Genomic DNA, 21,843 nt, shown 5'->3' with positions numbered 1-21,843 from the left:
TTGTTCTTTCCTTGGACTATACAGACAACCTGCCCGATTTGGGCCTGAAAGGCTTCAGTGAAGACCTAAATCTTAGTCAGTATATCAAAACCTGTATCTGTAATCGCAATCGTATGCTCAAAGTGAGCACACTTTTTCCCATCAACCGTTACAACCGTCCAGTTATCAGCCAGTGTTTTCACATATCGGCTGCCTGCGTTCACCATCGGTTCGATGGCCAACACCATTCCAGGTTTGAGCCGTGGGCCTTTGTTCGGCGGACCATAATGAGGAATTTGAGGGTCCTCATGAAGATCCTGTCCGACCCCATGTCCAACATATTCTCTAACAACTGAGAAATTCTCACCTTCAACATACGTTTGTATGGCATGGGAAATGTTTGACAGACGTTCACCTGGCTTTGCTTCCTGTAAGCCCTTATATAGAGATTCCTCTGTGACTTCCAGTAGTTTGCGGTCCTCATCACTGATTACCCCAACTGGATAAGTCCAAGCAGAGTCACCATGATAGCCATTTAACTTTGCGCCGATATCGATACTAATGATGTCTCCATCACGTAAAACCCGTTTACCAGGAATACCGTGAACGAGTTCTTCATTCACCGAAACGCAAATGCTCCCGCGAAAACCATTATACCCTTTAAAAGATGGGATTGCACCCTGCTTTGTAATAAAACGTTCGGCAATTTGATCCAATTCTTTTGTCGAAATACCTGGTTTTATATGTTTCTTCAGCTCTTCATGAGTCAGTGCGACAATGCGTCCAGCTTCTCTCATAATCTCAAGCTCGCGAGGAGTTTTACAGATAATCATTTATTTAATCCCCCAAGCAGGTCCTTGATATCAGCGTAAACATCGTTAATGTGCTTCGCACCATCAATGTTAGCAAGATATCCTTTTTCTGAATAGAAGTTCAGTAAAGGTTCAGTCTGCTTTAAGTTCACTTCAAGTCTTGTCGAAACGGTTTCTGCATTATCATCTGCACGTTGATAAAGCTCGCCTCCACACTTGTCACAAACATTTTCTTTCGCAGGTGGATTGAATACTAAATGATATGTTGCTCCGCAATCTTTGCAAATTCTTCGGCCAGTCAGACGCTCCATCAAAGCATCTTTATCGACTTTAATATTAATGACATAATCAATCGTTCTGCCAAGGTCCTTTAGAATGTCTTCTAAAGCTTCAGCCTGAGCGACTGTTCGCGGAAATCCGTCCAGAAGAAAACCTTGTTCACAATCATTCTTGCCAAGTCTTTCTCTAACAATACCGATTGTGACCTCATCAGGAACAAGCTCTCCTTTATCGATAAAGGATTTTGCTTCGAGTCCAAGTTGTGTCTCCTCTTTCATAGCAGCACGGAACATATCTCCTGTTGAGATATGAGGGATCCCATAATCATCAACAATTCGTTCTGCCTGAGTGCCTTTACCAGCACCCGGAAGCCCCATTAAGACTAAGTTCATTTCGGATTTCCCCTTCCTTACTTAGAGAGGTTGGGCAGGAGCCCAGCCCTCTGTTTTATTTCATAAATCCACGGTAGTTTCGTTTCACTAATTGGCTTTCAAGCTGTTTCATTGTTTCAAGTGCAACACCTACAACAATGAGAAGACTTGTGCCGCCAATTTGTGCAGCGGAAGGTAATCCAGCGAATTGAATGAAAAAGATAGGAAGTATTGAAATCACGGCTAAGAAAATGGCGCCCACAAACGTGAGTCGGTACAAAATGCTCGTAATTCTATCTTGAGTCATTTTCCCTGGACGAACTCCCGGGATATAGCCACCCTGCTTTTGCAGATTTTCAGCCATTTGTTCAGGGTTTACTTGGACAAAGGCATAAAAATATGTGAAAGCAACAATCAGTGCTACATAAATCGTCATACCGATTGGCTTAGTATAGTCAAAGTTGTTAGTTATCCAGGTTGTCACATTATTTGTTCCGAAGAACGATGCGATCGTCTGCGGAGTAATAATGAACGAAACGGCAAAGATGACTGGAATCACCCCTGCTGGATTCACTTTCAATGGAAGGTGCGTTGCTTGACTAGCAGACATTTGTGCACGGCCAGTTCCCTTTGAATACTGAATCGCAATCTTTCTCACTGCCATTTGAATGTAAATAACACCGATAACAATGACAAGAATAGCAATCACAATAAGGGCAATTTTCAGGATTTGCATGAACAGCTGTCCATCTCCTCCTACAAATTGCTGAGCGTACACTTGCTTTAATGTTTGAGGGATACCTGCGATGATACCGGCAAAGATAATAATCGAAATACCGTTACCAACACCGTGAGCAGTAATCTGCTCTCCCAGCCACATTAAAAATGCTGTTCCCGCAGTGAGTACGACCGCAATTAAGAGATACGTTGAAACACCTGGGTTTTCAATCAGCATGCCTCCTGCCATATTGTTAAATCCATATGACATTCCTAACGCCTGGATAAATCCTAGAACAATTGTAAAATACCTTGTGAATTGTGCTAATTTTCGGCGGCCAACCTCTCCTTGCTTTGACCACTCAGTAAACTTCGGTACAACATCCATCTGCAAGAGCTGGATGATGATCGAAGCAGTGATATACGGCATAATCCCCATTGCAAGAATGGAGAATTGGAAAAGTGCCCCGCCCCCAAACGTGTTGAGGATTCCGAAAACACTCATTTGATCCTGTGCCTGGAGAACTTCGGCGTTCACATTAGGCACAGGGATGAAAGCACCTATACGAAAGACGACTAACATTAAAAGTGTAAATATAATCTTATTCCGTATATCTTTCACGCGCATAAAATTGGAGATTGTCTTAAACAAGTTAGATCACCTCGGCTGTACCGCCAGCAGCTTCAATCGCTTCTTTAGCAGAAGCAGAGAATTTATTGGCTTTTACAGTTAATTTTTTTTCTAATTTACCGTTGCCAAGAATTTTTACTCCTGCTTTTAACTTGCTTATTGCACCAGTCTCTAGAAGAAGTTCAGGAGTGACTTCCGTTCCTTCGTCAAAACTGTTTAATCTGTCTAAGTTGATTACCGCGTAATCTTTACGGTTGATGTTTGTAAAACCACGTTTTGGAAGGCGTTGGAATAAAGGCATTTGACCACCTTCGAATCCAGGGCGTACACCGCCGCCAGAACGAGCGTTTTGACCTTTATGACCTTTACCAGAAGTTTTACCGTTACCTGATCCAATACCACGACCAACACGGTTGCGTACTTTACGTGAACCTTCTGAAGGCTTCAATTCATGAAGTTTCATTTGGGCACCTCCTTATCGATTAAAAATGTTTTATTGTTCTTTAACAGAAACTAAATGAGACACCTTGTTAATCATGCCGCGGATCGCTGCATTGTCTTCATGTACGACTGTTTGGTTTGTTTTCTTTAGACCAAGAGTACGAACAGTGACACGCTGATCTTCCGGGCGACCGATTACACTGCGTTTGAGGGTAATTTCTAATTTATTTGCCATTATTGTTCCCTCCTTATCCTAACAGGTCTTCTACAGATTTTCCACGAAGCTTCGCTACATCTTCAGCACGTTTAAGTTCACTTAAACCTTGAAGTGTTGCGCGGATCATGTTGATCGGTGTATTAGAACCTAGAGATTTAGAAAGGATATCAGCTAGACCAGCAAGCTCAAGTACCGCACGCACTGGGCCTCCAGCGATAACTCCTGTACCTTCTGAAGCAGGCTTCAATAGAACGTTTCCTGCACCGAATCGACCGATGATTTCATGTGGAATTGTAGTTCCAACCATTGGTACTTCAATTAAATTCTTTTTCGCGTCTTCAACAGCTTTGCGGATCGCTTCTGGTACTTCTTGTGCTTTACCAGTACCGAATCCTACATGACCGTTTTTGTCACCGACAACAACTAAAGCTGCAAAACGGAAACGACGTCCACCTTTAACAACTTTCGCTACCCGGTTAACCGTAACTAAGCGTTCTTCTAACTCTAATTTGCTTGGGTCAATACGACTCATTCGGATGTGTCCCTCCTTCTTTTATTAAAATTTAAGTCCAGCCTCACGAGCAGCTTCAGCTAGAGCTTTTACACGTCCATGATATAAGTATCCTCCGCGGTCAAATACCACGTTAGAGATGCCTTTTTCAACAGCACGTTTTGCAACAAGTTCGCCAACTTTAGTAGCAGCTGCAGCGTCAGAACTATTCTCGATCTTTAACTCTTTATCAAGAGTAGAAGCACTTACAAGTGTTACACCGTTAACATCATCAATTACTTGAGCGTAGATGTTCTTGTTAGAACGGAAAACGTTAAGGCGAGGTCTTTCAGCAGTACCTGAAAGTTTCGCACGAACACGAGCGTGTCTTTTAAGACGAGTAGCGTTTTTGCTAGTTTTCGTAATCATCCGAGTCACTCCTTTCTTCACATTAAGCGATCTTACTTACCAGTTTTTCCTTCTTTACGGCGAACGAATTCACCTTCGTAACGAATTCCTTTACCTTTGTAAGGCTCTGGAGCACGGACAGCGCGGATGTTAGAAGCTAGAGCTCCTACACGCTCTTTATCGATACCTTTAACGATTACTTTCGTTTGAGATGGAACTTCTACTTCAACTCCAGCCTCAGGAACGATTTCAACTGGGTGAGAGTATCCAACGTTAAGAACAAGTTTGTTTCCAGATTTAGCTGCACGGTAACCGACACCGATTAGTTCTAAACCTCTTTCGAAACCTTTAGATACACCTTCAACCATGTTTGCAATTAAGCTACGTGTTGTACCATGTAATGCACGGTGTTCTTTATTTTCAGACGGACGGCTTACAGTTAAGACGTTGTCCTCAATTTTAATTTCCATATCAGGGTGAAATGCACGAGTTAGTTCACCTTTTGGTCCCTTTACTGTCACTGTGTTATCGTTGTTTGTCACAGTTACTCCTGAAGGGATCTCGATTAGCTTTTTACCTATACGAGACATACCAAGCACCTCCATTCATCTTAAACTTTTTTTACCATACGTAAGCAAGTACTTCTCCACCAGCTTGTTTAGCACGGGCTTCTTTGTCCGATAAAACACCTTGTGATGTAGAAATAATTGCGATTCCAAGTCCGTTAAGTACACGTGGTACTTCATTTGATTTCGCATATACGCGTAAACCAGGTTTACTGATTCTTTTAAGACCAGTGATAACACGTTCGTTGTTTTGGCCGTATTTAAGGAACAAACGGATAATTCCTTGTTTGCTGTCTTCGACGTACTCAACGTCACGGATAAAACCTTCACGCTTTAAAATTTCAGCAATTTCTCTTTTGATTTTTGAAGCCGGTACTTCTAGCTTCTCATGACGTACCATGTTCGCATTGCGAATACGAGTCAGCAAATCTGCAATCGGATCTGTCATAACCATTATTTAATAACCTCCTTCCCATTTATGGGGATTACCAGCTGGCTTTTTTAACGCCAGGAATTTGTCCTTTATATGCAAGTTCGCGGAAACAAATACGGCAAAGTTTAAACTTGCGAATTACTGAATGTGGACGTCCACAACGTTCGCAGCGCGTATACTCTTGAACTTTAAACTTTTGTTTGCGTTGTTGTTTCGCAATCATAGACTTTTTAGCCACGATTTCGCCTCCCTTTCATTGATTATTTCTGGAACGGCATACCTACTTGAGTTAATAACTCACGTGCTTCTTCATCCGTGTTGGCAGTCGTAACGATAACGATATCCATACCGCGGACTTTTGTTACTTTATCGTAATCAATTTCTGGGAAGATTAACTGTTCTTTAATACCAAGCGTGTAGTTTCCACGACCGTCGAAAGATTTCTTAGAAATCCCGCGGAAGTCACGTACACGTGGTAAAGATACAGAAATAAGTTTATCAAGGAAATCGTACATGCGCTCTCCGCGAAGTGTTACTTTCGCACCGATTGGCATTCCTTCACGTAGACGGAATCCAGCAATAGACTTCTTCGCACGAGTAACGACAGGTTTTTGACCAGCGATAAACGTTAATTCTTCAACAGCAGTATCGATTGCTTTAGCGTTTTGAACGGCGTCACCAACACCCATGTTGATCACGATTTTTTCGATTTTTGGCACTTGCATTACTGATTTGTATTCAAACTTAGAAACTAATGCAGGTGTAATTTCTTTTACATACTTTTCTTTAAGGCGGTTCATGAGAAAGACCTCCCTTCCTTATTTACTATTTATCTAGAACTTGCCCAGATTTTTTCGCTACACGGACTTTCTTTCCGTCCTCAACTTTATATCCAATACGTGTCACTTCACCCGTTTTAGGATCAAGCGGCATTACGTTTGATACGTGGATCGGCGCTTCTTGTTCAGAAATTCCGCCTTGAGGGTTAGCTTGGGTTGGTTTAGAGTGTTTTTTCACAAGGTTAATACCTTCTACTAAAACACGGTCCTTTTTAGGGAAAGCAGCAAGGATGACACCTTGTTTACCTTTATCTTTACCAGAGATAACCACTACTTTATCGCCCTTTTTAACATGCATTTAATCGCACCTCCTTGAGTCGCGGATTGTATTCATTAAAGTACTTCTGGTGCTAAAGAAACAATTTTCATATAGTTGTTTTCACGAAGTTCACGTGCTACTGGTCCGAAGATACGAGTTCCACGTGGGCTCTTGTCGTCACGGATGATGACACATGCATTTTCATCAAAACTGATGTAAGATCCATCGTTTCTGCGAGCTCCGCTCTTCGTACGAACGATAACTGCTTTCACAACTTCACCTTTTTTGACAACGCCTCCTGGTGTTGCTTGTTTAACCGTACAAACAATGACATCACCGATGTTAGCCGTTTTACGTCCAGAGCCACCAAGAACTTTAATCGTTAGTACTTCGCGTGCGCCAGAGTTGTCAGCTACTTTTAAACGAGTCTCCTGTTGAATCATTAATGTTACCTCCCTTCGGAAAAAGAAATCCGAACTTTATTAGATAATAACAGCTTCTTCGACAACTTCAACTAGACGAAAGCGTTTAGTCGCAGATAATGGACGAGTTTCCATGACCTTTACGATGTCTCCGATTTTTGCTTGGTTGTTTTCATCATGTGCTTTGAACTTTTTAGAGTATCTTACACGTTTGCCATAAAGTGAATGCTTTTTGTATGTTTCAACTACAACAGTGATGGTTTTATCCATTTTGTCAGAAACAACACGACCTTGATACACTTTACGTTGGTTACGTTCGCTCATGTTTGCGGGGCCTCCCCTCTAATTATTATTTATTAGCAGCGATTTCTCTTTGACGAATCACAGTTTTCATGCGTGCGATTGATTTACGCACTTCACGAATGCGAGCAGTGTTTTCAAGCTGCCCAGTCGCTAATTGGAAACGAAGATTGAAAAGTTCTTCTTTAAGAGACTTTACTTTTTGTTCAATTTCAGCAGTGGTAAGGTCACGAATTTCATTAGCTTTCATTTGATTCACCACCAATTTCTTCACGTTTTACGAACTTCGTTTTAATTGGCAATTTGTGAGATGCAAGACGAAGAGCTTCACGAGCAACTTCTTCAGACACACCAGAAATTTCAAATAAAACTTTGCCCGGTTTTACTACAGCTACCCAGCCTTCTGGAGCACCTTTACCGGAACCCATGCGGACCTCTAGAGGTTTAGCTGTGTATGGCTTAGAAGGGAAAATTTTAATCCAAACTTTACCGCCACGTTTCATGTAACGAGTCATAGCAATACGAGCAGCTTCGATTTGACGGTTAGTGATCCAAGAAGCTTCAAGAGCTTGGATACCGAACTCACCGAAATGTACTTCAGTGCCGCCTTTTGCACGACCACGCATTTTTCCACGATGTTCTCTGCGATACTTCACGCGTTTTGGCAATAACATATTATTTTCCTCCTTCCGCAGTATTCTTCTTAGTTGGAAGGACTTCTCCACGATAGATCCATACTTTTACGCCAAGCTTACCATAAGTAGTATCAGCTTCAGCAGTAGCATAGTCGATGTCAGCACGAAGTGTGTGCAATGGAACAGTACCTTCACTGTAATATTCAGAACGAGCAATATCTGCACCGCCAAGACGACCAGAAACCATTGTTTTGATTCCTTGTGCTCCAGCACGCATTGTGCGTTGGATTGTTTGTTTTTGTGCACGACGGAATGAAATACGATTTTCAAGTTGACGAGCGATGTTTTCAGCAACTAGCTGAGCATCAAGATCTGCTCTCTTGATTTCAAGAATGTTGATGTGTACACGTTTGCCAGTTAGGCTGTTAAGAGCTTTACGAAGTGCTTCAACTTCAGATCCGCCTTTACCAATTACCATACCTGGTTTAGCCGTGTGGATTGTGATATTTACGCGGTTTGCAGCACGTTCGATTTCTACTTTAGAAACAGACGCGTCAGACAAACGCTTGCTGATGAATTCACGGATTTTCAAGTCTTCATGTAAGAAGTCAGCGTAATCTTTTCCTGCGAACCATTTAGATTCCCAATCACGAATGACGCCAATACGAAGACCTACTGGATTTACCTTTTGACCCACGGATTATCCCTCCTTCTTTTCTGATACAACGATTGTAATGTGGCTAGTACGTTTGTTAATTGCGCTCGCACGACCCATAGCACGTGGACGGAATCTCTTAAGTGTTGGACCTTCGTCAACGAATGCTTGAGTAATCACTAGGCTGTTAGCATCCAACTCGTAGTTGTGCTCAGCATTTGCGATAGCAGATTTTAATACTTTTTCAATAATTGGTGAAGCAGCCTTAGGCGTAAGGTTTAAGATAGAAACTGCTTCTCCTACTTGCTTACCTCGGATCAGGTCCATTACTAGACGTGCTTTACGAGGAGCAATACGGACTGTTCTTGCGACAGCTTTAGCTTGCATTTAAAAGCCTCCTCTCATTAGCGTCTTGTTTTTTTATCGTCACTAGCATGACCTTTGTAAGTACGGCTTGGTGCGAATTCGCCCAATTTGTGACCTACCATATCTTCAGAAATGAAAACAGGTACATGTTTGCGTCCGTCATAGACAGCGATTGTGTGACCGATGAATTGTGGGAAAATTGTAGAACGACGAGACCAAGTTTTTACGACTTGCTTTTTGTCAGTTTCATTCAATTTCTCGACTTTAGCCATCAAATGATCATCAACAAATGGTCCTTTTTTTAAGCTGCGAGCCATTGTGGAACCTCCCTTCGTGATTGAACTACGGTCCTAAATGAACCGTAGACAACCCCGTTACTTGTTTTTACGACGACGTACAATGAATTTATCAGACTTGTTGGTTTTCTTACGAGTCTTGAATCCAAGAGTCGGTTTACCCCATGGAGACATTGGTGATTTACGTCCGATTGGAGCGCGTCCTTCACCACCGCCGTGTGGGTGATCGTTAGGGTTCATTACAGAACCACGAACTGTTGGGCGTACGCCTTTCCAGCGAGAACGTCCAGCTTTACCGATGTTGATTAGTTCGTGTTGTTCGTTTCCAACTTGACCGATAGTCGCACGGCAAGCAGAAAGGATCATGCGTACTTCACCAGAGTTCAAACGTACAAGAACGTATTTACCTTCTTTACCTAGAACTTGAGCAGAAGTACCAGCAGAACGAACTAATTGTCCACCTTTACCTGGTTTTAATTCAATGTTATGCACAACTGTACCAACTGGAATGTTGATAAGTGGAAGAGCATTACCTGGTTTGATGTCAGCTTCTGGTCCAGAAGTAACTTCAGTACCAACTTGGATTCCTTTCGGAGCAAGAATGTAACGTTTCTCACCATCTGCATAGTTTACAAGAGCGATGTTCGCTGAACGGTTTGGATCATACTCGATTGTAGCAACGCGTCCAGGTATACCGTCTTTATCACGCTTAAAGTCGATGATACGGTATTGACGTTTGTGACCGCCACCTTGATGACGAACAGTCAATCTACCTTGGTTGTTACGTCCGCCTTTTCTGTGAAGCGGTGCAAGCAACGATTTTTCTGGTTTGTCAGTCGTGATTTCAGCAAAATCTGAAGTAGTCATGCCACGACGACCATTACTGGTTGGTTTATACTTTTTAATCGCCATTTTGAATTTCCCTCCTTCTTTTTAAGATTTACGCTTCAAAAATTTCGATTTCTTTGCTGTCAGCAGTTAATTTCACGATCGCTTTTCTGCGACGGCTAGTCATACCAGTGTAGCGTCCAACGCGTTTTGATTTACCTTTGTAGTTTTGAACGTTGACTTTCTCAACTTTCACTCCAAAGATTTCTTCAACAGCGTCTTTCACTTCTGTCTTGTTAGCTCTGACATCAACTTCGAACGTGTACTTCTTCTCTGTCATTAGATCAGCAGAACGTTCAGTAATGATAGGGCGCTTTAGAACATCACGAGGATCTTTCATTATGCAAGTCCCTCCTCTACTTTTTCAACCGCTGCTTTAGTGATCAGAAGTTTGTCGTGGTTGACAACGTCAAGAACGTTGATACCGTTAGCTTCAACAACTGTTACTCCAGGGATGTTACGAGCAGATAAAGCAACTGTTTCGTTTGCATCCGCAGTGACGATCAACGCTTTCTTCTCAACAGATAACCCTTTAAGGATGCCTGCGAATTCTTTCGTTTTCACTGCATCAAGAGTAAGATCTTCAAGAACGATGATGTTGTTGTCGATTACTTTAGAAGACAATACTGACTTGATAGCCAAGCGGCGAACTTTTTTAGGTAATTTATAAGAATAGCTGCGTGGTGTTGGACCGAATACGATACCGCCTCCGCGCCATTGTGGTGAACGGATAGAACCTTGACGAGCACGACCTGTACCCTTCTGTCTCCAAGGTTTACGACCTCCGCCACGTACTTCAGAACGAGTTTTTACTTTGTGAGTTCCTTGACGTAAGGAAGCTCTTTGCATAAGAATAGCATCGAATACTACGCTTTCGTTTGGCTCAATTCCAAACACAGAAGCGTTTAATTCGATTTCACCGTTAGTAGAACCGTTTTGGTTAAATAATGCTACTTTTGGCATGACTTGTTTCCTCCTTTCCTAAGAGAGTTATTTAGTTTTAACTGCACTCTTTACAGTTACTAGAGATTTTTTAGCTCCTGGTACGTTTCCTTTGATCAATAGAAGATTGCGTTCTGCATCAACTTTAACGATCTCAAGATTTTGAACAGTGATTTGCTCTCCGCCCATACGTCCTGGAAGAAGTTTACCTTTGAATACTCGGTTTGGATCAACAGGTCCCATTGAACCAGGACGACGGTGGTAACGTGAACCGTGAGTCATTGGTCCGCGTGATTGTCCGTGGCGTTTGATAGCCCCTTGGAATCCTTTACCTTTTGATGTTCCTGTTACATCTACGATATCTCCATTTGCGAAAATATCAACTTTGACTTCCTGACCAACTTCATACGCATCTAACTCCACACCGCGTAATTCTTTTACGAAGCGCTTAGGAGCAGTTTCCGCTTTAGCAACGTGGCCTTTCTCTGGTTTGTTAGAAAGCTTCTCACGTTTGTCGTCAAAACCGATTTGGATTGCTTCATAGCCATCCGTGTCAGTAGTCTTCTTCTGAAGAACAACGTTAGCAGCAGCCTCAACAACAGTTACAGGGATAAGATCACCGTTTTCTGCGAATACTTGCGTCATACCAATTTTTCTACCTAAGATTCCTTTGGTCATTCGTCACACCTCCTATAATATGTGTTTTCTATTTGAATTAAAGTTTGATTTCGATATCTACACCGGATGGTAAATCTAAACGCATAAGTGCATCAACTGTTTGCGGAGTTGGATTCACGATGTCGATTAGACGTTTGTGAGTACGCATCTCAAATTGCTCACGAGAATCTTTGTACTTATGCACCGCACGAAGGATTGTGTAAACTGATTTTTCAGTTGGAAGCGGGATTGGACCAGATACACTAGCACCAGAACGCTTAGCCGTTTCAACAATCTTCTCAGCAGATTGATCAAGAATTCTATGATCATATGCTTTTAAACGAATACGAATTTTTTGTTTTGCCATTATTTTCCCTCCTTTTCGCCTACTTACGTTAGACAGTTCTCCGTGAGAAAAACCTGATCACCTTGCCATGGCAAAGCGGCCGGGTGTGTCAGCAACCTCTCACTTCATCGCAGTCAAAGACCAACATGCACTATTGTACCAAATTGGCCTGCGTGTTGCAATAATAAATCGGATAAATTTATGATTTGCACACTTTTCATATTATACAGGGGTTCAGCCTATAAATCAAGCTTTCCCTGAAGATGATGTGTAGCTGTCTTCCTGACGATACGAATAAATTCTTCTGGCTCTTCAATATGCGGAGAATGCGCAGATTCTTTAAAAGTAAACCACTCTTTTATTGGTGCTGTAAGTTGATCAACATATGGTTTTGATACAGCAGCTGGTGTAATCATGTCATGTTCCCCGATGATAAAGTAGCAGGGTATTAATATAGAAGAAACTCGGTATTGAATGCTTTCGTTCATCAGCTCGTCCCACAGCATATCCTGGCTATACTTCTGTCCCATAAGGAATTTCCACTTATCTTTTAGCTGATAATGCTTACTAACAAGAAATGCATACAGCATTTGAAAAAGTGGCTTCCACCTATGCGTGAGCCCTACTTTTGCGAACTCTTTGTATAGAGAGAACAAAGCATGAGCAGAGGTGCGATTCCAAGGGGGTGGTGTCAGCAATCTTAGACATCTAGTGAAGAAATGCTTGCCTTGATATTTTTTTAGAAGAAGTTCGTACGATACAATATCCTCTTTTAATACATCAACCACCTGACTAATTCCATAATAGGCATGATACAAATCTGGTCGTTTATGCACAGCTTGTATCGCTATTAATGATCCCCATGAATAACCTGCAATGTATATTTTCGTTTGATCATTATAAGAAAGCAGTTTTTCTGTAAGCTCAATCGTATCCTCTACGAATTGCCCAATGGTCATAGAAGACTCAGGAATGTTTTTTTGATAAGACAATCCTGCACCGCGCTGGTCCCAATGAACAACAGTGAAGTCTTGATCAAGTTCCTTATGAAAGGAATCGATATAACTCATTTGAGCTGAGCCTGGGCCACCGTGTAAAAATAATAAAACAGGTTTTGTTTTTTCTGCTTGATCTTCTTTTATCATAATCCATTGATCAAGCCCGCCAATCGGCCACTTTTTCAACATTGTCTTCGCCATTCCAGTGATCCTCTCGGTTCCATTTAGATTCTATAGCTTATAGTAGCCGTTATGCACTGGAAAAGCAAAAAAAGAGACCCTTTTGCAAGGAGTCTCTTTTAACTGTTATTACTTAATGATAGTAGAAACGACGCCAGAACCTACAGTACGTCCACCCTCACGGATAGAGAAACGAGTTCCTTCTTCGATAGCGATAGTAGAGATAAGTTCAACTTCCATCTCAGTGTTATCGCCAGGCATTACCATTTCAGTACCTTCTGGAAGATGTACGATACCAGTTACGTCAGTTGTACGGAAGTAGAACTGCGGACGGTAGTTAGTGAAGAATGGAGTGTGACGTCCACCCTCTTCTTTAGAAAGTACATAAACTTCAGCTTTGAAACGGCTATGTGGAGTGATTGTACCTGGTTTAGCAAGTACTTGACCACGTTGGATATCTTCACGAGATACACCACGAAGTAGTGCACCGATGTTGTCACCAGCTTCAGCATAGTCAAGAAGTTTACGGAACATTTCAACACCTGTAACAGTTGTTTTACCGTTTTCTTCTTGAAGACCGATGATTTCAACTTCGTCACCGACTTTAACTTGTCCACGCTCAACACGACCAGTAGCAACTGTTCCACGACCAGTGATTGAGAATACGTCCTCAACTGGCATCATGAATGGCTTCTCAGTGTCACGCTCTGGAGTTGGGATGTACTCATCAACCGCATCCATAAGTTCGAAGATTTTTGCTTCGTAATCAGCATCACCTTCAAGAGCTTTAAGAGCAGAACCTTTGATAACTGGTACATCGTCACCAGGGAAGTCATAGTCAGAAAGAAGGTCACGAACTTCCATTTCAACAAGTTCAAGTAACTCTTCATCGTCAACCATGTCACATTTGTTAAGGAATACTACGATGTAAGGAACACCTACGTTACGAGAAAGTAGGATGTGCTCACGTGTTTGTGGCATTGGACCATCAGCAGCAGATACTACTAAGATCGCGCCGTCCATTTGAGCAGCACCAGTGATCATGTTTTTAACATAGTCAGCGTGTCCTGGGCAGTCTACGTGTGCATAGTGACGAGTTTCAGTTTCATACTCAACGTGTGCAGTTGAGATTGTGATTCCACGCTCGCGCTCTTCTGGAGCACCATCGATTTGGTCATAAGCCATAGCTGTACCTTTACCAGATTTCTTATGAAGAACTGTTGAGATAGCAGCAGTTAGAGTTGTTTTACCATGGTCAACGTGTCCAATTGTACCAATGTTAGCATGCGATTTGGAACGGTCGAATTTTTCTTTAGCCATTCTAAAAATCCTCCTTAAAGGTTCATTGTATTTGGTATGAGTGATAGAAAGTGAAGAGTTACCTCCCACTTTCTGATCTTCAATAGTAGTTATACTTTAGTTTAAAGGCAAAATCAATTATTCACCTTTATTTTTTTTGATGATTTCTTCACTGATGCTCTTAGGCACTTCTTCGTAGTGATCCATGTGCATAGTGAAAGTACCGCGTCCTTGTGTGTTAGAACGGAGTGCAGTTGCATATCCGAACATTTCAGAAAGTGGAACCATAGCGCGAACAACTTGAGCGTTACCGCGAGCTTCCATACCTTCTACACGTCCACGACGAGATGTGATATCACCCATGATGTCTCCCATGTATTCTTCTGGGATAACGACTTCTACTTTCATCATTGGCTCAAGTAGAACTGGGTTACATTTGCTGACAGCATTTTTCAATGCCATAGATGCAGCAATTTTAAACGCCATTTCGTTAGAGTCAACATCGTGGTAAGATCCATCGAATAATTTTGCTTTGATGTCGATTAATGGGAATCCAGCTAATACACCATTTTCTAGTGAATCTTCAAGACCTGCTTGAATTGCTGGAATGTATTCACGTGGAACAACCCCACCGACGATTGCATTTGTGAATTCGAAGCCTGCGCCTTCTTCGTTTGGTTCGAATTCGATCCAAACGTGTCCGAACTGACCGCGTCCACCAGACTGACGTACGAATTTACCTTCAACTTTTGCACTAGAACGGAATGTTTCACGGTACGCAACTTGAGGAGCTCCTACGTTAGCTTCAACCTTGAACTCACGCTTCATACGGTCAACAATGATATCAAGGTGAAGCTCACCCATACCAGAGATGATCGTTTGACCAGTTTCAGTGTTTGTTTGTGTACGGAATGTTGGATCCTCTTCAGCTAGTTTAGCTAAAGCGATACCCATTTTATCTTGGTCAGCCTTAGATTTAGGCTCGATAGCTACATCGATAACTGGCTCTGGGAATTCCATAGACTCAAGGATAACAAGATTTTTCTCGTCACAAAGAGTATCACCAGTAGATGTATCTTTAAGACCAACAGCTGCTGCGATATCTCCTGCATATACAGTAGAGATTTCTTCACGGCTGTTTGCGTGCATTTGAAGGATACGTCCAACACGCTCACGCTTGTTCTTAGAAGAGTTCTTCACGTAAGAACCAGAATCAAGTGTTCCAGAGTATACGCGGAAGAAAGTTAGTTTCCCAACATAAGGGTCAGTCATAACTTTAAATGCAAGAGCTGCGAATGGTGCGTCATCAGTAGACTCACGTACAACCTCTTCATTTGTATCTGGCAATGTACCTTTGATTGCAGCAACATCAGTTGGTGCAGGAAGGTAGTCAAGCACAGCGTCAAGTACAAGCTGAACACCTTTGTTTTTGAAAGCAGATCCAACAAGAACTGGGTAGAATTCAACATTCAAAGTTCCTTTACGGATTGCAGCTTTCAATTCAGGAATTGTGATTTCTTCACCCTCAAGGTATTTTTCCATAAGCTCTTCATCAAGCTCAGCGACAGCTTCAATCAAGCTGCTGCGAAGCTCTTCAGCTTTGTCTTTATACTCAGCAGGGATTTCTTGTGCATCAGAGCGAGTTCCAAGGTCATCTTCGTAGAAGTATGCTACGTTTTCTACAAGGTCGATGATTCCTTCGAATTGATCTTCAGCGCCGATCGGCAATTGAATTGCATGAGCGTTCGCTTGAAGACGATCTCTTAATGTGCTTACAGAGTAAAGGAAGTCCGCACCGGTTTTATCCATTTTGTTAACGAATACGATACGAGGTACTCCGTAAGTTGTTGCTTGGCGCCAAACTGTTTCAGTTTGAGGCTCTACACCTGATTGTGCATCAAGAACAGCAACCGCACCATCAAGTACACGCAAAGAACGTTCAACTTCAACAGTGAAGTCTACGTGTCCTGGTGTATCAATGATGTTTACACGGTAACCTTTCCATTGTGCTGTAGTAGCAGCAGAAGTGATTGTAATACCACGTTCTTGCTCCTGCTCCATCCAGTCCATTTGTGAAGCTCCTTCGTGAGTTTCACCAATTTTATGGATACGACCAGTGTAGTACAAGATACGCTCAGTCGTTGTCGTTTTACCGGCATCGATGTGAGCCATGATACCAATATTACGAGTTTTGTCTAAGGAGAACTCTCTTGCCATTGGGTAATTTCTCCTTCCTTATTAGGGAATAGTTTTTTTAGTTTGGTATAAATCCTACCAGCGGTAGTGAGCGAATGCTTTGTTCGCTTCTGCCATTTTGTGTGTATCTTCACGTTTCTTAACAGCAGCACCAGTGTTGTTAGCTGCGTCAAGGATTTCGTTAGCAAGACGCTCTTCCATCGTTTTTTCTCCACGAAGACGAGCGTAGTTTACTAACCAGCGAAGACCTAAAGTCGTACGACGATCTGGGCGAACTTCTACAGGAACTTGGTAGTTAGCTCCACCTACACGACGTGCTTTAACTTCAAGAACTGGCATGATGTTTTTCAAGGCTTGTTCGAAAACCTCCATCGCTTCATTACCAGTACGTTCTTTGATGATATCAAATGACTTGTAGAGAATAGTTTGTGACTTTCCTCTTTTACCGTCGATCATCATTTTGTTGATCAAACGAGATACAAGTTTAGAATTGTAAATTGGATCTGGCAAAACGTCTCTTTTTGCTACAGGACCTTTACGTGGCATCTGAATAGCCTCCCTTCTCTTTTAAAAGGATTTCTATCTGTCTTTCATCTCAATTTCATTGTCAGCTGCCTGACTCCACTGATCTGAACTCAACTTCTAAAAACCCTTATGTTTGTTTATATTATTTGCTTTGTTTAGGGCGTTTTGTTCCGTATTTAGAACGTCCTTGCATACGACCGTCAACTCCGGCAGTATCAAGCGCACCACGAACGATGTGGTAACGTACACCCGGTAAGTCTTTTACACGTCCGCCACGGATAAGTACTACACTGTGCTCTTGTAGGTTATGTCCGATACCAGGAATGTAAGCTGTTACCTCAATCAGGTTAGACAAACGTACACGAGCATATTTACGTAGTGCTGAGTTTGGTTTTTTCGGTGTCATTGTACCGACACGAGTACAAACCCCGCGCTTCTGTGGAGATGTTACGTTAGTGTGCTCTTTTTTGAAACTGTTGTATCCTTTGTTAAGTGCAGGAGACTTTGAGTTTTCAACTTTACTCACGCGTCCTTTGCGTATTAGCTGATTAATTGTAGGCATGTTGTTATTCCTCCCTTCATTACTTTTTTTATAACCCACATACCCAGGTGGTTCATCAAAAGGCAAAAAACAATGCTTTTGCATTTTAAGCATGCAAAAACAAAACAAGTACGCTATAACATAATGGCAACAGCTGCTGCCCCAACTTCAATTCCGCAGGCCTTGCCGAGCTTTTTCATGGAATCTACCACTAAAATGTCTACACCCTTCTCTTGCGCTAGTTTCATTACACTAGCGGTTAAAGCAGGATCAGCATCTTTCGCTACGACGATTTCCTTCACTGAATCTCGTTTCAGAGCTTTTACTGTTTGCTTCGTACCAATAATAATGGATTGAGCCTGTGATACTTTATCATAAGACATCGAATATCCTCCAAAGTAACAGGTTTTATTTTGAGCACCTTGGTTATATTATCATCATGGCAGAAGGATGTCAATATCGTTTGACAGATAATCTTGACATCCTTCACCATTTTTTGATGATTTTTATAGAAATCTTAAGAGAGAGATTACTCTACAGGAACCATATCGTCAGACGGCTGCACTTGTGAAACCGGCTTAACTTTACGGTAGTTTGGCATTCCAGTTCCAGCAGGAACAAGTTTACCGATGATGACATTCTCTTTCAAGCCAAGCAGTTCATCACGTTTTCCTTTGATCGCCGCATCTGTTAGGACACGAGTCGTTTCTTGGAAGGATGCTGCAGACAAGAATGAGTCTGTTTCAAGCGATGCTTTTGTAATACCAAGAAGAACTGGACGGCCTGTTGCAGGACGTTTGCCTTCGAATAGTACTTTTTTGTTCGCTTCTGTGAATTGGTGTACATCAAGAAGTGTGCCTGGTAATACATCTGTATCCCCTGCATCAGCGACACGCACTTTACGAAGCATTTGGCGAACCATTACTTCTACGTGCTTATCTCCGATTTCTACCCCTTGCATACGGTATACTTTTTGTACTTCATGAAGCAGATATTCTTGAACAGCTGTCATGTCAGTCACTTTAAGAAGTTCTTTCGGATCGATTGAACCTTCTGTCAGTACTTGACCACGAGTGACTTTGTCACCTTCAACAACTTTCAGACGTGCATTGTAAGGAGCTGTGTAAGAGCGAGTTTCAACTTCGCCTTGAACCACAATTTCCTGTTGCTTGTCACGAACATCGTTAATTTCAGCAACGACACCATCAATTTCAGAAATGGTTGCCTGCCCTTTCGGATTACGCGCTTCAAATAACTCTTGGATACGAGGTAAACCTTGAGTGATATCGTCTCCTGCTACCCCACCGGTGTGGAACGTACGCATTGTAAGCTGTGTTCCTGGCTCACCGATCGATTGTGCAGCGATGATTCCAACTGCTTCACCGACTTCAACGTCAGTACCAGTTGCAAGGTTACGGCCGTAGCATCGTTTACATACACCATGAGGCGTGTTACATGTAAATGCAGAACGGATCCATACTTCCTCGATTCCTGCTTCAACTACTTCAAGTGCTTTATCTTCATCAATTAGTTCGTTTTCGCCAACAATGACTTCGCCCGTTTCAGGATGAACAATTGGTTTTCTTGCAAAACGTCCGATAAGACGTTCTTCAAGTTTCTCAATAATTTCATTTCCTTCTTTAATGGACTTCGCCAAGATTCCACGGTCTGTACCGCAATCTGTTTCACGGATGATAACATCCTGCGCAACGTCAACGAGACGACGCGTGAGGTAACCTGAGTCAGCTGTTTTAAGAGCTGTATCGGCAAGACCTTTACGCGCTCCGTGAGTAGAAATAAAGTATTCCAATACGGTTAAACCTTCACGGAAACTAGATTTGATCGGAAGTTCAATGATACGTCCAGCCGGGTTGGCCATCAGACCACGCATACCAGCCAGCTGAGTGAAGTTAGATGCGTTACCACGCGCTCCAGAGTCACTCATCATGTAGATAGGGTTGACTTCATCAAGGGACTTCATCAGTTTACCTTGGATGACATCTTTAGAAGAACTCCAGATCGAAATGACTCTCTCGTAACGCTCTTCTTCAGTAATCAAACCACGTCTGAATTGCTTCATGACGTTATCTACTTTTGCTTGCGCTTCTTCGAGGATCTTCTGTTTATCATCTAATACGACGATATCAGACACCCCAACCGTAATACCCGCTTTAGTAGAGTATTTGAAACCAAGATTTTTCATGCGGTCAAGCATTTTAGATGTCTCAGTGATATGGAATCTCTTAAAGATTTCCGCAATGATTTTACCTAAAATACCTTTTTTGAACGGCGCATTGATTTCTTGTTTCTCGATCGCAGCTTTGACATCTTCACCTTTTTCAAGGAAGAAGCGGTCAGGCGTTTTTTCTTCAATATTGCTCTTTGTCGGCTCATTCATGTAAGGGAATGATTCCGGTAAGATTTCGTTAAAGATTAGTTTTCCAACTGTTGTAATCAACAATTTAGAACGCTGTTCATCAGTGAATGTCACATTCTTCAACGAGTTAGCTGCAACAGCTACACGTGTATGAAGATGCACATACCCATTTTGATAAGCTAGAAGGGCTTCGTTCGTATCTTTGAAGACCATACCTTCTCCGATAGCACCTTTACGCTCAAGTGTAAGGTAGTAGTTACCTAGCACCATATCCTGAGATGGCGTAACAACAGGTTTTCCATCTTTCGGGTTCAAAATGTTTTGAGCAGCAAGCATTAAGATACGAGCTTCAGCTTGAGCTTCAGCAGATAATGGTACGTGAACCGCCATTTGGTCACCATCAAAGTCAGCGTTGTAGGCAGTACATACAAGTGGATGCAGACGAATTGCGCGTCCTTCCACAAGTGTAGGTTCAAACGCTTGAATACCAAGTCTGTGAAGAGTTGGTGCACGGTTTAGTAAGACTGGATGCTCACGAATCACTGATTCTAAAACATCCCAAACTTCCGGCTGCACGCGCTCAATCTTACGTTTCGCGCTCTTAATGTTGTGAGCTAATCCTTTTTCAACAAGCTCCTTCATCACGAATGGTTTGAATAGTTCAAGAGCCATTTCTTTCGGAAGTCCACACTGATACATTTTCAAATGTGGTCCAACGACGATAACGGAACGTCCAGAATAGTCAACACGTTTACCAAGCAAGTTTTGACGGAAACGCCCTTGTTTCCCTTTCAGCATGTGAGAAAGAGATTTCAATGGTCTATTTCCTGGTCCTGTTACTGGTCGGCCTCTACGTCCATTATCAATCAAGGCATCGACAGCTTCTTGAAGCATACGCTTCTCGTTCTGAACGATGATGCTTGGCGCGCCAAGATCTAATAAACGTTTCAGACGATTGTTACGGTTGATGACACGACGATAAAGGTCGTTCAAGTCAGAAGTAGCAAAACGTCCACCATCAAGCTGAACCATTGGACGTAATTCTGGTGGAATAACCGGAAGTACATCAAGGATCATCCAAGACGGTTTGTTTCCTGAGTTACGGAAAGCTTCCAACACTTCAAGGCGTTTGATCGCACGTGTACGACGCTGTCCTTGAGCTGTTTTCAGCTCTTCTTTGAGTGTATCTACTTCTTTCACAAGATCGATATCTTGAAGAAGTTTGTTAATTGCTTCTGCACCCATAGCTGCTTGGAAGGTGTTACCGTATTTATCTAAATAAGCACGGAATTCTTTCTCAGAAAGAAGTTGTTTCTTCTCAAGTGGTGTGTTGCCCGGATCAGTCACGACGTAAGAAGCGAAGTAAATCACTTCTTCTAACGCACGTGGTGACATATCTAGAACAAGACCCATACGGCTTGGGATACCTTTGAAATACCAAATGTGGGAAACTGGGGCAGCCAGTTCGATATGCCCCATTCTCTCACGACGGACTTTTGCCCGTGTTACTTCTACACCACAACGGTCACATACAACACCCTTATAACGAACGCGTTTATACTTTCCACAATGACATTCCCAGTCTTTTTGCGGTCCGAAGATACGTTCACAAAAGAGACCATCTTTTTCCGGTTTCAGTGTACGATAGTTAATCGTTTCAGGCTTTTTCACTTCACCAAAAGACCAAGAACGGATTTTATCAGGTGATGCGAGACCGATGTTCATATACTCAAAATTGTTCACATCTAGCAAGGGGCCTACCTCCCTTTTAATCTTCG

Annotated in this window: 31 protein-coding genes; all 31 read right to left on the bottom strand. The window is 42.3% G+C overall.

The features are described from left to right. Positions 1 to 65: 65 nt before the first annotated feature. Positions 66 to 812: a type I methionyl aminopeptidase gene (gene map / locus AC0VYC_RS00845; protein WP_007496338.1), complete on the bottom strand. Its 747-nt coding sequence runs from the start codon at positions 810 to 812 to the stop codon at positions 66 to 68. Continuing rightward, entirely contained in the window at positions 809 to 1,462 is a 654-nt protein-coding gene (locus tag AC0VYC_RS00840; protein WP_007496336.1) for an adenylate kinase, read from the bottom strand. The genes map and AC0VYC_RS00840 overlap by 4 nt, the downstream gene beginning before the upstream one ends. Before the next feature lie 55 nt (positions 1,463 to 1,517). After that, a complete protein-coding gene (gene secY / locus AC0VYC_RS00835; RefSeq protein WP_007496334.1) occupies positions 1,518 to 2,810 on the bottom strand; it encodes a preprotein translocase subunit SecY in 1,293 nt (430 codons plus the stop codon). A gap of 1 nt (position 2,811) precedes the next feature. Next, entirely contained in the window at positions 2,812 to 3,252 is a 441-nt protein-coding gene (gene rplO, locus AC0VYC_RS00830) for a 50S ribosomal protein L15 (RefSeq protein WP_003216888.1), read from the bottom strand. Positions 3,253 to 3,282: 30 nt separating this feature from the next. After that, positions 3,283 to 3,465, bottom strand: coding sequence for a 50S ribosomal protein L30 (gene rpmD / locus AC0VYC_RS00825; RefSeq protein WP_003217067.1), 183 nt, complete (start codon positions 3,463 to 3,465; stop codon positions 3,283 to 3,285). A 13-nt stretch (positions 3,466 to 3,478) separates the two neighbouring features. Continuing rightward, positions 3,479 to 3,979: a 30S ribosomal protein S5 gene (rpsE, locus tag AC0VYC_RS00820; protein ID WP_007496332.1), complete on the bottom strand. Its 501-nt coding sequence runs from the start codon at positions 3,977 to 3,979 to the stop codon at positions 3,479 to 3,481. Between the two features lie 24 nt (positions 3,980 to 4,003). Further along, positions 4,004 to 4,366, bottom strand: a complete 363-nt coding sequence (gene rplR, locus AC0VYC_RS00815; RefSeq protein ID WP_003216951.1) for a 50S ribosomal protein L18 — start codon at positions 4,364 to 4,366, stop codon at positions 4,004 to 4,006. A 32-nt stretch (positions 4,367 to 4,398) separates the two neighbouring features. Continuing rightward, positions 4,399 to 4,935 (bottom strand): 50S ribosomal protein L6, encoded by a 537-nt coding sequence (rplF, locus tag AC0VYC_RS00810; protein WP_008345395.1) that lies wholly within the window; start codon positions 4,933 to 4,935, stop codon positions 4,399 to 4,401. Positions 4,936 to 4,966: 31 nt separating this feature from the next. Then, positions 4,967 to 5,365, bottom strand: coding sequence for a 30S ribosomal protein S8 (gene rpsH / locus AC0VYC_RS00805; protein WP_007496327.1), 399 nt, complete (start codon positions 5,363 to 5,365; stop codon positions 4,967 to 4,969). Positions 5,366 to 5,396: 31 nt separating this feature from the next. Beyond that, the gene (rpsN, locus tag AC0VYC_RS00800; protein WP_008356542.1) at positions 5,397 to 5,582 is read right to left on the bottom strand and encodes a 30S ribosomal protein S14; all 186 of its coding nucleotides are present in this window, start codon (positions 5,580 to 5,582) and stop codon (positions 5,397 to 5,399) included. Positions 5,583 to 5,604: 22 nt separating this feature from the next. After that, positions 5,605 to 6,144, bottom strand: coding sequence for a 50S ribosomal protein L5 (gene rplE, locus AC0VYC_RS00795; RefSeq protein WP_003217159.1), 540 nt, complete (start codon positions 6,142 to 6,144; stop codon positions 5,605 to 5,607). 25 nt (positions 6,145 to 6,169) lie between these two features. After that, on the bottom strand, positions 6,170 to 6,481 hold the full coding sequence (gene rplX, locus AC0VYC_RS00790) for a 50S ribosomal protein L24 (RefSeq protein ID WP_007496325.1): 312 nt from the start codon (positions 6,479 to 6,481) through the stop codon (positions 6,170 to 6,172). A gap of 35 nt (positions 6,482 to 6,516) precedes the next feature. Beyond that, on the bottom strand, positions 6,517 to 6,885 hold the full coding sequence (gene rplN / locus AC0VYC_RS00785) for a 50S ribosomal protein L14 (RefSeq protein WP_003216882.1): 369 nt from the start codon (positions 6,883 to 6,885) through the stop codon (positions 6,517 to 6,519). 39 nt (positions 6,886 to 6,924) lie between these two features. Then, positions 6,925 to 7,188, bottom strand: coding sequence for a 30S ribosomal protein S17 (gene rpsQ / locus AC0VYC_RS00780; RefSeq protein ID WP_003216906.1), 264 nt, complete (start codon positions 7,186 to 7,188; stop codon positions 6,925 to 6,927). A gap of 25 nt (positions 7,189 to 7,213) precedes the next feature. Continuing rightward, entirely contained in the window at positions 7,214 to 7,414 is a 201-nt protein-coding gene (gene rpmC, locus AC0VYC_RS00775) for a 50S ribosomal protein L29 (RefSeq protein ID WP_003217155.1), read from the bottom strand. Continuing rightward, positions 7,404 to 7,838: a 50S ribosomal protein L16 gene (rplP, locus tag AC0VYC_RS00770; protein WP_003225801.1), complete on the bottom strand. Its 435-nt coding sequence runs from the start codon at positions 7,836 to 7,838 to the stop codon at positions 7,404 to 7,406. The genes rpmC and rplP overlap by 11 nt, the downstream gene beginning before the upstream one ends. A gap of 1 nt (position 7,839) precedes the next feature. Then, positions 7,840 to 8,496, bottom strand: coding sequence for a 30S ribosomal protein S3 (rpsC, locus tag AC0VYC_RS00765; protein ID WP_003217241.1), 657 nt, complete (start codon positions 8,494 to 8,496; stop codon positions 7,840 to 7,842). Between the two features lie 3 nt (positions 8,497 to 8,499). Further along, complete coding sequence (gene rplV, locus AC0VYC_RS00760) at positions 8,500 to 8,841, bottom strand: 50S ribosomal protein L22 (RefSeq protein ID WP_007496316.1); 342 nt, start codon at positions 8,839 to 8,841, stop codon at positions 8,500 to 8,502. 17 nt (positions 8,842 to 8,858) lie between these two features. Then, positions 8,859 to 9,137: a 30S ribosomal protein S19 gene (rpsS, locus tag AC0VYC_RS00755; protein ID WP_003216920.1), complete on the bottom strand. Its 279-nt coding sequence runs from the start codon at positions 9,135 to 9,137 to the stop codon at positions 8,859 to 8,861. Between the two features lie 57 nt (positions 9,138 to 9,194). Then, on the bottom strand, positions 9,195 to 10,028 hold the full coding sequence (rplB, locus tag AC0VYC_RS00750; RefSeq protein ID WP_007496314.1) for a 50S ribosomal protein L2: 834 nt from the start codon (positions 10,026 to 10,028) through the stop codon (positions 9,195 to 9,197). A 28-nt stretch (positions 10,029 to 10,056) separates the two neighbouring features. After that, positions 10,057 to 10,344, bottom strand: a complete 288-nt coding sequence (gene rplW / locus AC0VYC_RS00745; RefSeq protein WP_003217016.1) for a 50S ribosomal protein L23 — start codon at positions 10,342 to 10,344, stop codon at positions 10,057 to 10,059. Beyond that, a complete protein-coding gene (gene rplD, locus AC0VYC_RS00740; protein WP_007496312.1) occupies positions 10,344 to 10,967 on the bottom strand; it encodes a 50S ribosomal protein L4 in 624 nt (207 codons plus the stop codon). The genes rplW and rplD overlap by 1 nt, the downstream gene beginning before the upstream one ends. 27 nt (positions 10,968 to 10,994) lie before the next feature. Then, a complete protein-coding gene (gene rplC / locus AC0VYC_RS00735) occupies positions 10,995 to 11,624 on the bottom strand; it encodes a 50S ribosomal protein L3 (RefSeq protein WP_007496311.1) in 630 nt (209 codons plus the stop codon). 37 nt (positions 11,625 to 11,661) lie between these two features. Then, the gene (rpsJ, locus tag AC0VYC_RS00730; RefSeq protein WP_003156464.1) at positions 11,662 to 11,970 is read right to left on the bottom strand and encodes a 30S ribosomal protein S10; all 309 of its coding nucleotides are present in this window, start codon (positions 11,968 to 11,970) and stop codon (positions 11,662 to 11,664) included. 218 nt (positions 11,971 to 12,188) lie between these two features. Then, complete coding sequence (locus AC0VYC_RS00725; RefSeq protein WP_427244177.1) at positions 12,189 to 13,148, bottom strand: alpha/beta fold hydrolase; 960 nt, start codon at positions 13,146 to 13,148, stop codon at positions 12,189 to 12,191. A gap of 108 nt (positions 13,149 to 13,256) precedes the next feature. Next, on the bottom strand, positions 13,257 to 14,447 hold the full coding sequence (tuf, locus tag AC0VYC_RS00720; RefSeq protein WP_007496302.1) for an elongation factor Tu: 1,191 nt from the start codon (positions 14,445 to 14,447) through the stop codon (positions 13,257 to 13,259). Between the two features lie 117 nt (positions 14,448 to 14,564). Beyond that, the gene (gene fusA, locus AC0VYC_RS00715; protein ID WP_007496301.1) at positions 14,565 to 16,643 is read right to left on the bottom strand and encodes an elongation factor G; all 2,079 of its coding nucleotides are present in this window, start codon (positions 16,641 to 16,643) and stop codon (positions 14,565 to 14,567) included. Between the two features lie 54 nt (positions 16,644 to 16,697). Then, positions 16,698 to 17,168, bottom strand: coding sequence for a 30S ribosomal protein S7 (gene rpsG, locus AC0VYC_RS00710; protein WP_003216884.1), 471 nt, complete (start codon positions 17,166 to 17,168; stop codon positions 16,698 to 16,700). Between the two features lie 121 nt (positions 17,169 to 17,289). Further along, positions 17,290 to 17,709: a 30S ribosomal protein S12 gene (gene rpsL, locus AC0VYC_RS00705; RefSeq protein ID WP_003216962.1), complete on the bottom strand. Its 420-nt coding sequence runs from the start codon at positions 17,707 to 17,709 to the stop codon at positions 17,290 to 17,292. A 113-nt stretch (positions 17,710 to 17,822) separates the two neighbouring features. Further along, positions 17,823 to 18,071, bottom strand: coding sequence for a 50S ribosomal protein L7ae-like protein (locus AC0VYC_RS00700; protein ID WP_008345416.1), 249 nt, complete (start codon positions 18,069 to 18,071; stop codon positions 17,823 to 17,825). 146 nt (positions 18,072 to 18,217) lie between these two features. Continuing rightward, complete coding sequence (gene rpoC, locus AC0VYC_RS00695; protein ID WP_007496298.1) at positions 18,218 to 21,817, bottom strand: DNA-directed RNA polymerase subunit beta'; 3,600 nt, start codon at positions 21,815 to 21,817, stop codon at positions 18,218 to 18,220. Positions 21,818 to 21,843: the final 26 nt, after the last annotated feature.

The organism is Bacillus sp. iso_77, from assembly GCF_056173625.1.
This window is presented reverse-complemented; position numbering and strand designations above follow the sequence as displayed.

Excerpts from the sequence above, each read along its gene's own strand:
- map (WP_007496338.1), bottom strand. The coding sequence starts at position 812 with ATGATTATCTGTAAAACTCCTCGCGAGCTTGAGATTATGAGAGAAGCT.
- AC0VYC_RS00840 (WP_007496336.1), bottom strand. The coding sequence starts at position 1,462 with ATGAACTTAGTCTTAATGGGGCTTCCGGGTGCTGGTAAAGGCACTCAG.
- rplO (WP_003216888.1), bottom strand. The coding sequence starts at position 3,252 with ATGAAACTTCATGAATTGAAGCCTTCAGAAGGTTCACGTAAAGTACGC.
- rpmD (WP_003217067.1), bottom strand. The coding sequence starts at position 3,465 with ATGGCAAATAAATTAGAAATTACCCTCAAACGCAGTGTAATCGGTCGC.
- rpsE (WP_007496332.1), bottom strand. The coding sequence starts at position 3,979 with ATGAGTCGTATTGACCCAAGCAAATTAGAGTTAGAAGAACGCTTAGTT.
- rplR (WP_003216951.1), bottom strand. The coding sequence starts at position 4,366 with ATGATTACGAAAACTAGCAAAAACGCTACTCGTCTTAAAAGACACGCT.
- rplF (WP_008345395.1), bottom strand. The coding sequence starts at position 4,935 with ATGTCTCGTATAGGTAAAAAGCTAATCGAGATCCCTTCAGGAGTAACT.
- rpsH (WP_007496327.1), bottom strand. The coding sequence starts at position 5,365 with ATGGTTATGACAGATCCGATTGCAGATTTGCTGACTCGTATTCGCAAT.
- rplE (WP_003217159.1), bottom strand. The coding sequence starts at position 6,144 with ATGAACCGCCTTAAAGAAAAGTATGTAAAAGAAATTACACCTGCATTA.
- rplX (WP_007496325.1), bottom strand. The coding sequence starts at position 6,481 with ATGCATGTTAAAAAGGGCGATAAAGTAGTGGTTATCTCTGGTAAAGAT.
- rplN (WP_003216882.1), bottom strand. The coding sequence starts at position 6,885 with ATGATTCAACAGGAGACTCGTTTAAAAGTAGCTGACAACTCTGGCGCA.
- rpsQ (WP_003216906.1), bottom strand. The coding sequence starts at position 7,188 with ATGAGCGAACGTAACCAACGTAAAGTGTATCAAGGTCGTGTTGTTTCT.
- rpmC (WP_003217155.1), bottom strand. The coding sequence starts at position 7,414 with ATGAAAGCTAATGAAATTCGTGACCTTACCACTGCTGAAATTGAACAA.
- rplP (WP_003225801.1), bottom strand. The coding sequence starts at position 7,838 with ATGTTATTGCCAAAACGCGTGAAGTATCGCAGAGAACATCGTGGAAAA.
- rplV (WP_007496316.1), bottom strand. The coding sequence starts at position 8,841 with ATGCAAGCTAAAGCTGTCGCAAGAACAGTCCGTATTGCTCCTCGTAAA.
- rpsS (WP_003216920.1), bottom strand. The coding sequence starts at position 9,137 with ATGGCTCGCAGCTTAAAAAAAGGACCATTTGTTGATGATCATTTGATG.
- rplB (WP_007496314.1), bottom strand. The coding sequence starts at position 10,028 with ATGGCGATTAAAAAGTATAAACCAACCAGTAATGGTCGTCGTGGCATG.
- rplW (WP_003217016.1), bottom strand. The coding sequence starts at position 10,344 with ATGAAAGATCCTCGTGATGTTCTAAAGCGCCCTATCATTACTGAACGT.
- rplD (WP_007496312.1), bottom strand. The coding sequence starts at position 10,967 with ATGCCAAAAGTAGCATTATTTAACCAAAACGGTTCTACTAACGGTGAA.
- rplC (WP_007496311.1), bottom strand. The coding sequence starts at position 11,624 with ATGACCAAAGGAATCTTAGGTAGAAAAATTGGTATGACGCAAGTATTC.
- rpsJ (WP_003156464.1), bottom strand. The coding sequence starts at position 11,970 with ATGGCAAAACAAAAAATTCGTATTCGTTTAAAAGCATATGATCATAGA.
- AC0VYC_RS00725 (WP_427244177.1), bottom strand. The coding sequence starts at position 13,148 with ATGGCGAAGACAATGTTGAAAAAGTGGCCGATTGGCGGGCTTGATCAA.
- tuf (WP_007496302.1), bottom strand. The coding sequence starts at position 14,447 with ATGGCTAAAGAAAAATTCGACCGTTCCAAATCGCATGCTAACATTGGT.
- fusA (WP_007496301.1), bottom strand. The coding sequence starts at position 16,643 with ATGGCAAGAGAGTTCTCCTTAGACAAAACTCGTAATATTGGTATCATG.
- rpsG (WP_003216884.1), bottom strand. The coding sequence starts at position 17,168 with ATGCCACGTAAAGGTCCTGTAGCAAAAAGAGACGTTTTGCCAGATCCA.
- rpsL (WP_003216962.1), bottom strand. The coding sequence starts at position 17,709 with ATGCCTACAATTAATCAGCTAATACGCAAAGGACGCGTGAGTAAAGTT.
- AC0VYC_RS00700 (WP_008345416.1), bottom strand. The coding sequence starts at position 18,071 with ATGTCTTATGATAAAGTATCACAGGCTCAATCCATTATTATTGGTACG.